The 14,873-nt window shown below is 76.3% G+C and carries 11 protein-coding genes; 7 read left to right on the top strand and 4 right to left on the bottom strand.

Going from position 1 to position 14,873, the window contains the following annotated elements; genetic code table 11:
• Nucleotides 1–40 precede the first annotated feature (40 nt).
• On the top strand, nt 41–2,320 hold the full coding sequence (locus EYB28_RS18015; RefSeq protein ID WP_205710957.1) for a glycosyl hydrolase family 18 protein: 2,280 nt from the start codon (nt 41–43) through the stop codon (nt 2,318–2,320).
• Between the two features lie 104 nt (nt 2,321–2,424).
• Nucleotides 2,425–4,068, top strand: a complete 1,644-nt coding sequence (locus EYB28_RS18010) for a glycosyl hydrolase family 18 protein (protein WP_240930632.1) — start codon at nt 2,425–2,427, stop codon at nt 4,066–4,068.
• 112 nt (nt 4,069–4,180) lie between these two features.
• Here EYB28_RS18010 and EYB28_RS18005 read toward each other — a convergent pair whose 3' ends face one another.
• Nucleotides 4,181–4,921, bottom strand: a complete 741-nt coding sequence (locus tag EYB28_RS18005) for an LPXTG cell wall anchor domain-containing protein (RefSeq protein WP_166850778.1) — start codon at nt 4,919–4,921, stop codon at nt 4,181–4,183.
• A 113-nt stretch (nt 4,922–5,034) separates the two neighbouring features.
• Nucleotides 5,035–6,924, bottom strand: a complete 1,890-nt coding sequence (locus EYB28_RS18000) for a DUF4012 domain-containing protein (RefSeq protein WP_166850775.1) — start codon at nt 6,922–6,924, stop codon at nt 5,035–5,037.
• A 130-nt stretch (nt 6,925–7,054) separates the two neighbouring features.
• Between EYB28_RS18000 and EYB28_RS17995 the strand changes: the two genes are divergently transcribed.
• The 3 genes from EYB28_RS17995 to EYB28_RS17985 all read left to right on the top strand — a co-directional run bounded on the left by EYB28_RS17995 (nt 7,055) and on the right by EYB28_RS17985 (nt 9,683).
• Nucleotides 7,055–7,606, top strand: coding sequence for an RNA polymerase sigma factor (locus EYB28_RS17995; RefSeq protein ID WP_240930631.1), 552 nt, complete (start codon nt 7,055–7,057; stop codon nt 7,604–7,606).
• Between the two features lie 54 nt (nt 7,607–7,660).
• Nucleotides 7,661–9,139: a hypothetical protein gene (locus tag EYB28_RS17990; protein ID WP_166850772.1), complete on the top strand. Its 1,479-nt coding sequence runs from the start codon at nt 7,661–7,663 to the stop codon at nt 9,137–9,139.
• A gap of 100 nt (nt 9,140–9,239) precedes the next feature.
• The gene (locus EYB28_RS17985; protein WP_166850769.1) at nt 9,240–9,683 is read left to right on the top strand and encodes an OsmC family peroxiredoxin; all 444 of its coding nucleotides are present in this window, start codon (nt 9,240–9,242) and stop codon (nt 9,681–9,683) included.
• Between the two features lie 62 nt (nt 9,684–9,745).
• On the opposite strand, the gene EYB28_RS17980 is transcribed toward EYB28_RS17985, so the two are convergent.
• Both EYB28_RS17980 and EYB28_RS17975 read right to left on the bottom strand, forming a co-directional pair.
• The gene (locus EYB28_RS17980) at nt 9,746–10,402 is read right to left on the bottom strand and encodes an FMN-dependent NADH-azoreductase (protein WP_166850767.1); all 657 of its coding nucleotides are present in this window, start codon (nt 10,400–10,402) and stop codon (nt 9,746–9,748) included.
• 119 nt (nt 10,403–10,521) lie between these two features.
• Nucleotides 10,522–11,580 (bottom strand): NAD-dependent epimerase/dehydratase family protein, encoded by a 1,059-nt coding sequence (locus tag EYB28_RS17975; RefSeq protein ID WP_166850764.1) that lies wholly within the window; start codon nt 11,578–11,580, stop codon nt 10,522–10,524.
• A gap of 270 nt (nt 11,581–11,850) precedes the next feature.
• On the opposite strand from EYB28_RS17975, the gene EYB28_RS17970 reads away from it, so the two are divergent.
• Both EYB28_RS17970 and EYB28_RS17965 read left to right on the top strand, forming a co-directional pair.
• Complete coding sequence (locus tag EYB28_RS17970; protein ID WP_166850761.1) at nt 11,851–12,654, top strand: hypothetical protein; 804 nt, start codon at nt 11,851–11,853, stop codon at nt 12,652–12,654.
• Nucleotides 12,651–14,873, top strand: a complete 2,223-nt coding sequence (locus tag EYB28_RS17965; protein ID WP_166850759.1) for a YhgE/Pip domain-containing protein — start codon at nt 12,651–12,653, stop codon at nt 14,871–14,873. The genes EYB28_RS17970 and EYB28_RS17965 overlap by 4 nt, the downstream gene beginning before the upstream one ends.

Genomic DNA, 14,873 nt, shown 5'->3' with positions numbered 1-14,873 from the left:
CGGTCGTGCCCGGTCGTTCGCGGCCGTCACTGCGCTGGCGGTGAGCCTCACGACCGCCCTGACGGGCGGCGCGGCCACCGCGCTCGTGCAGGACACCCCGCCCGCCGCCGCGACCGGGCAGGCCGTCGCGGCCGCCGACCCCGACGAGGCGTGCCGCCCCGACGGCATGCGCCCGACCCCCGGCGTCGCCACGCCGTACTGCGACGTCTACGACACCGACGGGCGCGAGAAGCTCCCCCACGGCCTCGACCGCCGCGTCATCGGCTACTTCTCGTCCTGGCGCACCGGGACGGACGGGCAGCCCGCCTACCTGGCGGGCGACATCCCCTGGGAGTCGCTGAGCCACGTCAACTACGCGTTCGCCCATGTCGGCCCCGACGACCGGGTGTCGGTCAACGCCGACGTGCCCGGCAACCCGGCGACCGACATGACGTGGCCGGGCGTCGCGGGCGCCGAGATGGACCCCGGCCTGCCGTACACCGGCCACTTCAACCTGCTCGCGAAGTATCGCGCCGCGAACCCCGGGGTCAAGGTCATCCCCGCCGTCGGTGGCTGGGCCGAGACCGGCGGCTACTTCGACGGCGAGGGCGACCGCGTCGCCGACGGCGGCTTCTACACGCTCACCGAGTCGCAGGACCGGATGGACACGTTCGCGGCGTCGGTCGTGGACTTCGTCCGGGAGTACGGCTTCGACGGCATCGACATCGACTACGAGTACCCGACGTCCAACGCCGACGCCGGCAACCCGGACGACTTCGAGATCTCCAACGCCCGCCGCGGCGAGCTCTTCGCGGGCTACGTCGCGCTCATGAGGACGCTGCGGGAGCACCTCGACCGGGCGGGCGCCGAGGACGGCGAGTACTACCTGCTCACCACCGCCACGCCGTCGTCCGGCTGGCTGCTGCGCGGCATGGAGGTCTACCAGATCACCGAGTACGTCGACTACGTGAACCTGATGACGTACGACCTGCACGGCGCGTGGAACGAGTACGTGGGCGGCAATGCCGCGCTGTTCGACGACGGCAAGGACCCCGAGCTGGCCGCCGGGAACGTGTACGGCGCGTACGACGGCATCGGCTACCTCAACGGGGACTGGGCGGCCCACTACTTCCGTGGCGCCATGCAGGCGGGCCGCATCAACCTGGGCGTGCCGTTCTACACGCGCGGCTTCCAGGACGTGACCGGCGGCGAGGCAGGGATGGGCGGCCGCGCCCCGGCCCCCGCCGGGTCCACCTGCCCCGCCGGGACCGACGGCAGGTGCGGCAACGGCGCGGACGGCATCGACAACCTCTGGTACGACACCGACCCGCAGGGCAACGCCGTCCCGGCCGGGGTCAACCCGATCTGGCACGTCAAGAACCTGCAGGACGGCGTCGTCGGCGACTACGCAGAGGCCTACGGCGTGCCCACCACCATCGCGGGCACCTACGAGCCGCACTTCGACCCCGTCACCAAGAACCAGTGGTGGTGGAACGCCGAGACGGCGACCTTCCTGTCCGGTGACGCCGCCGAGGCCGTCGGCGCCAAGGCGGACTACGTGGCCGAGACAGGGCTGGGCGGCATGATGATCTGGGAGCTCGCCGGCGACTACGCCTACGACGAGGCCGCCGGGCAGTACACGACGGGCAGCACGCTCGTCGACCTGATGCACGACAAGCTCTCCACGACGACGCCCTACGGCGCCACCAAGGCGGAGCACGCGATGCCCACCGAGGCGCTCGACGTCGACGTCGACTACACCGAGTTCGCGCTCGGCGACAACAACTACCCGATCGCTCCGAAGGTCGTCTTCCGCAACGACGGCGCCACCGGCATCCCGGCCGGCGCCACGGTGTCGTTCCAGTACTCGACCACCGACACGGGGGAGATGAGCGACTGGTCCGGGCTCGGCACGACGACGACGCCCGGGCGCAGCGGCCCGAACGTCGGCGGGCTCGGCGCGAGCTTCCACACCGCGACGTTCGAGGTGCCTGCCGGGGGGATCCCGGCGGGCGGGTCGATCACCAACCAGCTGAAGTGGGCCCTGCCCGTGGCGCAGTTCTCCAACGTCACGGTGACGATCGACGGCACCGAGTACGCCACGACGTACGACCATCCGCGCGGTGCGACGGTCGTCGAACCGGGCGCGGGCGGCGACGACGGCGGCTCCGACGGCGCGCCCGGTGCCTGTGACGCCCCCGCCTGGGACGCGGCCACGGTCTACACCGGCGGTGACGCGGTCTCGTACGGCGAGCACGAGTACACCGCGAAGTGGTGGACCCAGGGCGACGAGCCGGGCGGCTCCGCGTGGGGCCCCTGGGACGACGCCGGCGCCTGCTGACCGCACCACGAGTCACCGGCCGTGCCCCGTCCCCCGTTCGATGGGCGCGGCCGGTACCCACGGCCCGACGACGAGAGCGCGGGCCCCGAGGGAAGGGAACGATGATGTCCAGACACGTCACGAGGGCGCGCCGCGGGGCGGCCGCCCTGGCAGCCGCCGCCATGGTGGTCGCCGGCAGCGTGAGCGCCGTAGCCGCGTCCGCGTCGACGGGTGCCGAGGCGGCGTCCGCCGTCGCCGACCCCGGCGACAGCGCGATCAACGGATACCGCAACGTCGGGTACTTCACCCAGTGGGGCGTCTACGGGCGGGACTTCCAGGTGCAGGACCTGGACACGTCCGGCGCCGCCGAGCAGCTCACCCACGTCAACTACGCGTTCGGCAACATCCACCACGAGACGCTCACCTGCTTCGAGGCCAACAAGGCGCAGGGATCAGGCCCGAACGGCTCCGACGGCGCGGGCGACGCGTACGCCGACTACGGCAAGAGCTACTCCGCCGCCGACAGCGTGTCGGGCGAGGCCGACGCCTGGGACCAGCCGCTCGCCGGCTCGTTCAACCAGCTCAAGCAGCTCAAGGCGAAGCACCCGCACCTCAAGGTCATGCTGTCCCTCGGCGGGTGGACGTGGTCGAAGAACTTCTCGAAGGCCGCCGCGACGCCCGAGTCCCGGCAGAAGTTCGTGTCGTCCTGCGTCGACCTGTACCTCAAGGGCGACCTGCCCGTGATCGACGGGCGCGGCGGGCCGGGTGCGGCCGCCGGCGTGTTCGACGGCTTCGACATCGACTGGGAGTGGCCCGGCTCGCAGAACGGCAACGTGGGCAACCACGTCGACGAGGAGAACGACGCCGCGAACTTCAAGGCGCTGCTCGCGGAGTTCCGCCGCCAGCTGGACGCGTACGGCGCCGAGACCGGCGAGGACTACCTGCTCTCGGCGTTCCTGCCGGCCAACCCGGCCGACATCGCCGCCGGTGGGTGGAACGACCCGGCGGTCTTCGACTCGCTCGACTTCGGGAACGTCCAGGGCTACGACCTGCACGGCGCCTGGGACCCGGCGCTCACCGGCCACCAGATCAACCTGTACGACGACCCGGCGGACCCGCGGGAGCCGAGCCGGCAGTTCTCCGTGGACAGGGCCGTCCAGGAGTACGTCTCGGCGGGTGTCGACCCGGCCCAGCTCGGGCTCGGCATGGCGATGTACGGCCGCGGCTGGACGGGGGCGACCTCGGCGGAGCCGTGGGGACCGGCGACCGGCGCCGCCCCCGCGACGTGGGAGGCCGGCATCGAGGACTACGACGTGCTGAAGTCGCTCGGCACGGGCCACTACGACGAGGCCGTGGGCGCCGCGTGGCGGTACGACGGCAACACCTGGTGGAGCCTGGACACCCCGCGGACCGTCGCGCAGAAGTCCGGATACGTCCGCGAGCAGGGCCTCGGCGGGGCCATGTGGTGGGACCTGTCCGGCGACGAGCCGGGCGAGCTGCTCGACGCGGTCGAGGCGGGGCTGCTCACCGGGGACCCCGGGCCGGTCGACCCCGGTGAGCCGGGGACCGACCCGGAGCCCGACCCGGACCCGACGGACCCGCCGGCAGGTGACTGCGCGGCCGGCGCCTGGGACGCCTCCGCCGTGTACACCGGCGGCGACGTGGTGGCGCACGGCGGCCACGAGTGGCGGGCGCAGTGGTGGACGACCGGGGAGGAGCCCGGCACCACCGGCGAGTGGGGCGTCTGGCGCGACCAGGGCGCCTGCTGAGAAGACCGGTGACGACGGCGGGCCCGCCTCCCGCAGGGGGGCGCGGGGGCTGCCCGCCGCCGTCACCGGGGCCTGTCCTCCGGCCCGGGGTCCGGGGCGGAGCTCGTGCCGGTCAGCGCTGCGCGCGTCGCCGGCGGACCGTGCCGACGGCCAGCGCCCCCGCCCCGACCAGCAGGGCGGCGAGAGCGGCGAGGCCGGCGACCTGTGCCCCGGTGCGGGGCAGGGCCACGGGCCCCTGGGGAGTCGCCGACCCCGGGGGCACGGCCGCCGGCACGGTCGACTGGGAGGCGGGGGTGGTGTCGTCGCCCGGCTCGGGCGGGGTGCTCGGCGGCTGCCCGGGCGGGTTCGTCGCGCAGTCGGGGGACGACGGCGGGTAGTCGGCCGTCAGCGTCAGCTCGGGGTTGACCTCGAACAGCACGTCCACCGAGGGGCGCACCCAGTCGTACTCGTCGCCGACCACCCAGGTGCCGTCCTCGAGGCGCCAGCCGGGCCAGTCGAGCGGCGTGCCGTCGTCGGCCACCTCGGCGCCGGGCCACAGCACCCGCCCGGACAGCGGCAGGCCCGCCTGGACGACGTCCGCGCCCGAGGGGTGGATCCAGGTGATCGTCACGGTGTCGTTCTCCGTGCCCGTGGCCTTCACGGCGTAGCGCAGGTAGGGCACGTCGCCGTCGCACACGGGCTCGAAGATCTCGGCGGTGAGCGTGGGCTCCTCGGGCGGCTCGTAGCCGTCCGCGCCCGGGCTCGGCGTCGTGGCGGCTCCGGCGGACGTCGCGCCGACCGCGCCGAGCGCGAGCAGGGTGCCCGTCACGGTGCCGATGACGGGAGCCACGAGCCTGCGTCCGGCGATGCCCATCTCGACTCCTTCAGCGGTGCTGCGACGGTGGTGCTGCGTGCCGTTCACGCTAGCCGCGCCCGGGCAGGTGAGAACCGTGCTCACCCGGGTGAAAGGCGCGCCGTGCGGGGGATTCACCCGCAGCGGGGCACCGGCACGTCCAGCAGCCCGCCGGCGGAGACCGTCGGGGTGGACCACACCTCGAGCCTGCCCGGCGGCGTGGCCGGGCCGGGCTCGGCGGCGGCCGGGACGCGCAGCCGCAGCGTGGTCGACGCGCCCGGGTCGAGCCGGACGGTCACGGCCGTCGTGGGGCGGCCGTGCGTGGTGGCGGACCGCCCGCCGAACGGGTCGCCGTCCCGCTCCAGCCGCGGCGCCGGGCCGCCGCGGGGGCCGGCGACCGTCACCCCGACCAGGAGCGTGCCGGGCGGGGCCTCGCCGCCGGGCAGGCCCGCCACGTACCAGGGCAGCGCGGTCGCGGCGTCGGCGGGGGCCGTCGACGCGAGCCGGAGCTCGAGCACGTCGACCCTGCCCTCCGGGGTGCAGCGCGAGCGCGCGTGCGTCAGCGACACGTCGAGGTAGGCGGACATCTTGCCGGAGACGTGGTCCGTGAGGAGCACCCCGACGGCGTCGGCCGCCCGCGGCCCGTCGTCGAACCCTCCGGCGAGCACGGTGCCCGCGAGGCGGCGCTGCTCCGCGTCGTGGGCCGACCACACCCGCAGGCGGTGCTCGCCCGCCGCGGCGCGCAGGCCGCCCAGCAGGGCGCCGGGGGCGACGTCGGGCGCCGTCGCGCGGGCCAGGACGGCGCCCGCCACGTCGGCGAAGAACAGGTCGGCGTCGTCGGGCTCCAGGAGGTCGTAGGCGCGCCGGAGCAGCACGTCGACGGCGTCGGCACCGCCCACCTCGACGTGCCGGCGGCCGAGCGCGTCGGCGACCCGCCCGGAGAGCGGGACGTCGACCGGCCCGGTCTCCGTGAGCAGCGCCGCCAGGGCGACGGGATCCGTGGCCAGCACCCCGTCGACCTCCTCGCCCTGCGCCCGGGCCCACATCGCGGCGGCCAGCCGGGCGGACGTCGGGAAGTGCGGGGTGGCGGTGACGTCCTGCACGAACCGGCCCAGCCGCGGCGTGTAGGCGGCGACGTCGTCCGGCGCGAGCGGCAGCACGGGCTCGTCGAACGGGCCGACGGCGGACGCGGGCACCTGGCGCACCAGCTCGACGCGCCCCTCGTCGACGCGCAGCAGGATCAGGGCGCCGGGGATGCCGCCGCCGGCGCGCAGCTCGGCGGAGTTCATCCCCAGCACGAGGTACGTGCGCGGCCCGTCGGCGCCGAGCATGGCGGGGGCCAGCACGGCGGCACGCTCCGCGGTCGCGGCGGCGCCGGCCAGGTCGCCGAGCCGGTCGTGCAGGGTGCGGACCGGGCCCGCGAGCTCCGGCAGCAGGGCGTCGGGGTCCACGCCGTCGAGGCGGGCGCGGGCGGCGTCCACGGTCGCGCGCGCCTCGGTGGCCGCCGGCGCCGCCGCCCGGAGGGGGCCGAGGTCGAGGCCGCCGTCGGGCGTGCGCCCCGTGGCGGCGACGGCGTCGGCCACCTCGACGAGGCCGGGCAGCGCGCGGTCGGCCACGTCGTCGAGCACGAGCGCGACGTCGGCGACCGCCCGGGCCGACGGGCCGACGACGGGCGCGCGGGCCGCGAGCCACCACAGGGGGCCGTCGGTCGCGGCGCGGGCCTCGTCGGTGGCGCGGACGAGCTCTGCGAGCGCGGCCTCCACCTGCGCGCGGTCCGCGCCGTCGGAGCTGTCGCTGCCCGGCGAGGCGGCGTCGCGCAGCTCCTGCTCCACGGTGGGGACCTGCACGGCGACCGCCGCGAGGGCCTCCCGGGCGGCGAGGGCGTCGCGGACCAGCAGGACGGCGCCGGCGAGGCCGGCGGCCAGGAGCACCAGCAGCACGAGCAGGACCCACCGGCCCGTGTGTCGGCGTGTCCGTGCCCGTCCGGGGGCCGGACCGTTCCGCGTGCCGGCGTCCACCGTCATGCTGGAACGGTAGGGCCGCCGCGACGCGGTGGCGGGATGAATCTGCGGGTGAGATCCGCCGGCCGTGCAAGGGTGCGGCGCCCGGCGACACAGGCGGGGTGGAAGCGGACGCAGGACCACGGGAGGCCCGGTGAGCCCAGAGACAGACCCGGCGCCCGTCGACGTGCGCGGGGCCGGGGCGGACGCCGCCTGGTTCGACGCGGTGTTCGCGGCGCACGCCGGCGCGGTGCAGCGCTACCTGGTGCGCCGGCTCCCGGCCGGCTCGGACGACGCCGAGGACCTCGCCGCGGACGTGCTGGCCACGGCGTGGCGGCGGCGTGCCGACGTGCCGCGCGGGGCCGAGCTGCCCTGGTTGTACCGCACGGCCGGGTTCGTGCTGGCGAACCACCGCCGCAAGGCGCGGGCGACGCCGGTCGCCGTGGTGCCCGAGGAGCCCGACGACGTGGACCCGGCCGACCTGGCCGTCGACGACGACCGCGTGCGCGCGGTGCTGGCGAGGCTGTCGGCGCGGGAGCGGCGCGTGCTGCTCCTCGTGGCGTGGGAGGGGCTGGACGGCGACGGCCTCGCGGCGGTGCTCGGCGTCTCGCGCGGGGGCGCGGACGCCGCGCTGTCCCGGGCGCGTGCGCGGCTGCGCGCCGCCTGGGAGGCGGAGGCGGACGAGGTGCAAGCCGGTGCGCGCTGAGCACACAGACCGGGCAGGGGGCCGCAGCGGGCGGCCGGGACCGAGGAGGTCGGCATGAGCCACGACGACGGCCACGACGGCCACGGCGAGAGCACGGGGCGCGCCGCCGGCGACGGGCCCCCGGACGAGGCGTTCGACCGGCTGCGGGCCGCGGACCCGGCGGAGCGCGTCCGGGTGCGCGAGGGCGTGCTGCGGGCCGCGGTGGACGACATCCTCGGCGCGGAGCCGCCCGCTGCCGACGGCGATCCCGACGAGCCTGCCGCGAGGGCGGAGACCGCGGGGGCCGGCGCCGCCGAGGGCGCCGGTGCCGGGACGGAGGGCGACGAGCTCGCGGCGCGCCGGCGCCGGCGCGCGTCGTGGCTGGCGGCCGCTGCCGTGGCGGTCCTGGCCGTGGGCGGTGGCGGCTACGTGCTGGGCACGCAGGCGGGGGAGCCTGACGCGGTCGTGCCGGGCTCGGCCGAGCCCGCGGTCGTGCTGGGCGGCGCCGGCGACGGCGCTCCGGAGCGGGCGGGCACCCTCCCGGGTGCCGCGGACGCGGGTGGCGACGCGGCCGCCGCCACCGAGCCGGGCGCCGCCGACATGGCGTACCCGGGCTGGTACTCCGGGCGCGCGGTGTTCCACGCCCGCGGGCTGTCCACGGAGGCGGGCGAGGCGACGGCCTACGGGGTCGACGCCACGGGCGTCGCGACCCGGGACGGGGCGGCGCGGGTCGCCGCAGCGCTCGGCGTCGACGGCGAGCCGCGCCGGGACCACGGGTCGTGGAGCGTCGGCCCCCGGGACGGCGGGGGACCGAGTGTCTGGCTGTCCGCCGACGGCACGGCGTCGTTCGGCTACCAGGACCCGTCCGCGGACCCGTGGCGCTGCGGCGAGGTCGTCGAGGAGCGTGGCGACGCGGCGACGTCCGACGGCGGGACCGAGCCCGCCGGGTGCGCCGAGCCGGGGGGCGAGGCGGTCACGGCCGGGCAGGCGGTGGACGCCCTGCGCGAGGCGATGCGGTCGCTCGGCGTCGACCCGGCGGGCTTCGAGCTCGAGGCCGACGAGACGGAGGACGAGCCCGCGCGCTGGGTGACCGCCCACCAGGTGGTCGACGGCAGGCGCACCGGGGCGCAGTGGAGCGCGACCGTCGGCGCGTCCGGCATCGCCTGGCTGGACGGGTCGCTCGGGTCCCTCGTGGACCTGGGGGACTACCCGGTGGTCAGCCCGGCCGCGGCGGTGGAACGGCTCGGCGACCCCCGGTTCGCGGGGTCGGCGTGGCCGATCACGTTCGCGGAAGGCGCCGACGTCGACCGGCCCGTCGAGGAACCGACCGAGCCGACGCCCCCGCCCGCGCCGCCGGCGCCGGGCGACCCGGTGCGCTGGCCGGTGTCCGACGTGGAGATCACGAGCGCCCGGCTCGGCCTGACGCAGCAGCACCAGGAGGACGGCGCGGTCCTGGTGGTGCCGGCCTACGAGCTGTCCGACGCCGACGGCAACGTCTGGTCCGTGCTGGCCGTCGCGGACGAGGCGGTCGACTTCACCGCGCCGTCGCGGTGACGGAGCGCACACCGGCGTGCCGCGCGGGAGCGCGTGCCGGGGGCGCGTGCCGGGGGATACCGTCGCAGTGACCTGTCCCGGAGCACGAAGGAGATCTCCTATGCCCACCCGTACCGCACGCACCGCCTGGAACGGCTCGCTCGAGGAGGGGTCCGGCCAGGTCCAGCTCGCCAGCTCGGGCGCCGGCACGTTCGACGTGTCCTTCCCGAAGCGCGCCGCCGAGGACGCCGACGGCACGACCAGCCCGGAGGAGCTCATCGCGGCCGCGCACTCGTCGTGCTTCGCGATGGCGTTCTCCCTGGAGGTCGCGAACGCGGGCGGCACGCCCGGCAAGACCGACGTGAGCGCCGACGTGACGCTGAGCCCGGCCGCCGGCGGCGGCTTCGAGATCTCGAAGGTGCTGCTGAGCGTCGTCGGGTCCGCGACGGGGATCGACGCGGACGCCTACCGCGCGGCGGCCGAGGCCGCGAAGGCCGGCTGCCCCGTCTCCAAGGCGCTCGGGGGCGTCGGGCAGATCGTCCTCGACGTGAAGTTCGAGGGCTGACACCGAGGCGGTGAGGGAGCGGGCGAGGTGGTCGGCCACCTCGCCCGCTCTCGCACGTGGGGTCAGCTCGCGGCGGCCGCCAGCGCGCGGGCAGAGCTCAGCGCGCGGCCGGCCTCGACGGCCTCCCGCTCGGCCTGCGCGGCCATGGCGGCGGCGGGCTCGGCGAACCGGTCGAGCGCGGGGTTGATGCCGACGAGCGTGAACTCGCGCTCGACGACGGTGAGGTCGGCGCCCCAGATGTCCACGAGGATGCGGCGCAGGTAGTCGGTGTTGTGGTCCCAGCCCTCGCGGGGCGTGCCCTCGGCGTACGACCCGCCGCGGGTGGTGACGAGGACGACGGGCTTGCCCTCGAGGATCGGCACGCCGGTGCCGCCGCCGACGATAGCCAGGTCGATCCACGTCTTGGCGTGCTGCGAGACGCCGTAGTTGTACAGCGGCATGGCGAGCACCAGCATCTCGGCGGATCGGGCCTCGTCGGCCAGCGCGGTGGCGAGCTCCGTCGCGGCCCGCTGCTCGGCGGTGCGCTCGGCCTCCGGGACGAACCCGGCGCCGTAGGCCAGCGCCCACGCGTCGGCGGGCAGCGGGTTCTCGCCGAGGTGGCGGGTGACGACCGGCGCGTCGGGGTGCGCGGTCCGGTACTCGCCGACGACGAGGTCGGCGAGGGCGGAGCTCGCCGACCGGTCTCCCTGGATGCTGGTGTCGAGTCGCAGGAGCGTCATGGGTGTGGTCCTTCGGTACGGGGTGCCGACGCGGCGTACGCGCGCGCGTCGACGGAGACGTCGCCCCGACCGTAACCTGATTGCCTGGGAAAACCGTCCGCCGTCCCGGCTCGACCGCCTCAGCCGCTCAGGGGCGGTGAGCCGGCGCCGGCGCCGGCGATGACGCCCTCGACCGTCTCGCGGAGGACGTCCGCGGGGTCGTGGGTCGGCGCCCAGTGCAGCAGCTCGCGGGCGCGGCTCGCGTCCAGGACGACGTCGGCCCGTGCCATGTCGAACCAGCCGACGTCGATCGGGGCGAGGTACAGCCGGGAGGCGACCGCCAGGCCCGTCCGCGCCAGGTCGGGGGAGACGGGGACCCTCCGCCCGCCGGCGAGCGTGTGGGCGAGGTCGTCCCCGGTGAGCCAGCCCTCGGGGGCGACGTTGAACGCACCCGGGTGCCGCCCGACGACCACCGCCCGGTAGGCGTCCGCGGCGTCGTCGGCGTGCAGCACCTGCAGGCGCAGCCCGTCCGGGAAGGGCAGCGCCGGGAGCAGGGCGCCCTCCGGCGCGCGCTTGGCGACGGCCCGGAGGCCCCACGTGCCCAGCGGGCCGAGGAAGTAGCGGGCGAGCTCGGCGCCCGCCTCGCGCTGGAGCATCAGCGACGGGCGCACGCGCGTCACCACGAGGCCGGGGTGCCGCTCCGCGAGGTCGTCGAGCATGCGCTCGACCTCGACCTTCTGCACCGAGTACGCGGAGGTGGGCACGCCGCGCAGCGGCCAGGTCTCCGGGACGGTGCCGCCGGCCGGCCCTGGTGCGTACACGCCGGAGGTGGAGCCGAAGACGAGGTGCGGCACGCCCGCGCGCACCGCGGCCTCGGCGACGGCGCGCGAGCCGTCCAGGTTGATGCGCCGCATGACGTCGGGGTCGCGCGTCGACGGGGACGCCCACACCAGGTGGACGACGGCGTCCGCGCCCCGCACGGCCTCGTCGAGGCCGGCGATGACGGCGTCCGCGGTGTCCGTGAGGTCGACGCGCACCCACCGGGCCGCGTCGTGGGGGAACTCCACCGTGCTGGACCCGTCCGCGCGCGGCACCCGGCGCGCGACCCCGACGATCGAGGTCACGACCGGCTCGCGCGCCAGGGCTCGCAGCACGGCCGTGCCGACGTTCCCGCTGGCTCCGACCACGACGACTCTCACGTGCCCGACCGTAGTCGTCCGAGCGGCAGCGCGCTCGGTGTGTCGGCGCTCACGGGTGAGGCGCCTCACGGAACGGGGCGCGGGCCCCATCTGGGCCGATACATGAGCGTATCCTTTTGGATACAACATTGTATCGAACGGCGGTCGTGCCGGGTGGTCGTGTTCCGCGTGCCGATCGGCGCCCGACGGTGCACCGTCGAGACGCCGGGCCGTCCGGCGCGGCACGACCGGGGGAACGAGGGACGAACGGTGCGGATCAGCCTGCGGGGAGTGAGCGTGCAGGGGCGGCGCGAGCCCGCCCTCGAGCCCATGGACCTCGATCTGTCCACGGGGGAGTGCGTGCTGGTGGCGGCCGAGCCGGGGCACGGGCACACCGCGCTCGCGCTGGTGGCGACCGGGCGGCTGCGCCCGTTCGCCGGCACGGTCGAGCTCGTCGAGGGGCATCGCGCCACCCGCAGCTCTCGCGCCCTGCGAGCCGTCACCGCCGTCGTCGACGTGCCGGGCGTCAACGAGCCCGAGGAGGCGCTGACCGTCGCCGACGTCGTCGCCGAGGGGCTCGCGCTGGCACGCCGCCGCTCCCTGCCGCCCGACGTCTCCCGCTGGCTCGCCGACCAGGACCTCGCCGACGAGCGCCGCCGGCGCGTCGACCAGCTCCCGGGCGTCCTGCGGACCTCCCTGCTCGCCGAGCTCGCGGCCGCCGACCGCGACGTGCGATTCGTCGTGCTCACCGTCCCCGACCGGCACGGCGGCGACCCGTGGGGCTGGTGGTCGGTCGCCGAGACGCTCGCGGCGACCGGGTACGGCGTGCTCGTGCAGTGCACCCGGTCCTCCGCCCGCGACCTGGGCGTCGACCTGCCGCCCGCCCGGGGCCGGACGATGCACGACCCGCCGCTCGAGGTGCTGCGCACCCGGCCCGAGCTGCCCGCCGCTCCCGTCGAGGTGCCGCCGGACCCGCCGTCCGACGACGACGCGGACGCCGAGACCGCAGCCGCCACCGAGGCGGACGTCGAGGCGGGCACCGAGGAAGACACCCAGGCAGACGCCGAGGCAGAGACCGAGGAGACCACCCGATGACCGCGATCCGCCTGGCGCTGTCCGAGCTGCGCCGCATGACGGCGGGCACGCTGCCGAAGCTCGCCGTCCTGGCGCTGGCGCTCATCCCCACCCTCTACGCGGGGCTGTACCTCTTCGCCAACTACGACCCGTACGGGCGCCTGGCCGAGGTGCCGGCCGCCGTCGTCGTCCAGGACGAGGGCACCACGACCACCGACGCCGCGACGGGCGACGAGGAGGACCGCGACTTCGGGCGCGACGTCGCCGACCAGCTCCTCGACGACGGAGGGTTCGGCTGGGTGGAGACGACCCAGCACGACGCCGAGCTGGGCGTGCGCGACGGGCGGTACGACGCCGCGCTCGTCATCGGCCCGGAGTTCTCCGCCGACCTCGTCTCGTCCGGCCGGTTCGAGCCCGAGCAGGCGAGCCTCACGCTCATCACCAACGACGCCAACAACTACCTCGCCCGGACGATCGCCGACACCATCGTGGACCAGGTGCGCGACTCGATCGCCTCCCAGGTCGGCACCGAGGCCGCGGACACGTTCCTGCGCGGGTTCGGCTCCATCCACACCAACCTCGCCGACGCCGTCGACGGCGCGGGCCGGCTCCTCGACGGCACGAAGCAGCTCCGCGCCGGTGTGGCGTCGGCCGACGACGGCGCCCACGACCTCGCCGACGGCGCCGGACAGGCCGCCGACGGCGCGGCGACCCTGGCGGAGAAGGTCGGGCCGCTGTCCGACGCCGTCGGGCAGCTCGACGACGGCGCCCGCCGGCTCGACGACGGCGCGGCCGACCTCGCGGACGGGCTCGGCACGCTGCGCGCGGGGACGGCGGACCTGCCCGCCCAGACGCGGCGGCTCGCGGACGGCGCGCGGCAGGTCGCGGACGGGAACGCGCAGGTCGCGCAGTACGGCGACCAGGCCGCCGCGGCCGCCCGGCAGGTGCTGCCCACCCTGGACGGCGCCCGCTCCGACGCGGCCGACGCCCTCGACCAGGGGCGCAGCGACCTGGACGCGCAGCTCGCCGAGCTGTGCGCGCAGGCGGCCGAGTCGGGCGACGACCTGGGCGCGCGCTGCGAGGAGCTCCGCGCCGACGCCCTCGACCGGCTCGACACCACACGGTCCGACGTCGACGCCGCCCTGGACGCCCAGCGGCAGGACGTGACGTCCGCCGTCGACCAGGTCGAGGACGCCTCCGCCCGGCTCGACCGGCTCGCCGACGGGTCGCAGGAGGTGGCCGACGGCGCGGCGACCCTGGCGGCCGCGACGCCGCGGCTGGCGTCCGGCATCGCGTCCGCCGCCGACGGCGCGGGCACGCTCGCCGACGGCGCCGGCCGGCTGGCGGACGGGACCGGCGAGCTCGCGGCGTCCACCCCCGCGCTGGTCGACGGCGTGCGGCGGCTCGCGGACGGCACCGGGCAGGTGTCCGACGGCGCCGCGCGGCTCGCCGACGGCACGTTCGAGCTGCGCTCCGGGGCGAAGGACCTCGTGGGCGGCACCACGGACCTGCGGGACGGCCTGGCCGACGGCCTCGGCCAGGTGCCGAACCCCGACGACGCCACCCGCGAGGACACGGCGGAGACCATCGGCAACCCCGTCGAGGTGCGGAACGACGCCCTGTCGTCGGCGGGGACCTACGGCGGCGGCCTCGCCCCCTTCTTCCTGTCGCTCGCCACCTGGATCGGCGCCTACGTGCTGTTCCTCCTGGTCAAGCCGCTGTCGACCCGGGCGCTCGCGGCCGGGCGCTCCGCGTTCGCCACGGCCTTCGGCGGCTGGTCGGCGCCCGCCGCGATCGGCGTGCTGCAGGTGGCGGCCATGTTCACCGTGACGAAGTTCGCGCTCGACATCCAGCCCGCCTACCCGCTCGCCACGGCGCTGTTCATGGTGCTCGTGTCCGGGACGTTCATCGCGATCGTGCAGATGCTCAACGTCTGGCTCGGCGCTGCCGGCCAGTTCCTCGGCCTGGTGCTCATGCTCGTCCAGCTGGTCACGGCGGGCGGCACGTTCCCCTGGCAGACGATCCCCGAGCCGCTGCGCGGGCTGCACCACGTGCTGCCCATGTCGTACGCCGTCGAGGGCCTGCGTCAGCTCCTGTACGGCGGCAACCTGGCCACGGTGTGGCGCGACGTGGGCGTGCTGGCCGGTGTGCTGACGGCGGCGCTCGCGGTCACGACGCTGCTCGCGCGGCGCCGGCGCGTGTGGACGCCGGCGCGCCTGCAGCCCGAGCTCGTGCTCTGA

The sequence above is a fragment of the Isoptericola sp. BMS4 genome, assembly GCF_011634835.1.
GTDB lineage: Bacteria > Actinomycetota > Actinomycetes > Actinomycetales > Cellulomonadaceae > Isoptericola.
This window is presented reverse-complemented; position numbering and strand designations above follow the sequence as displayed.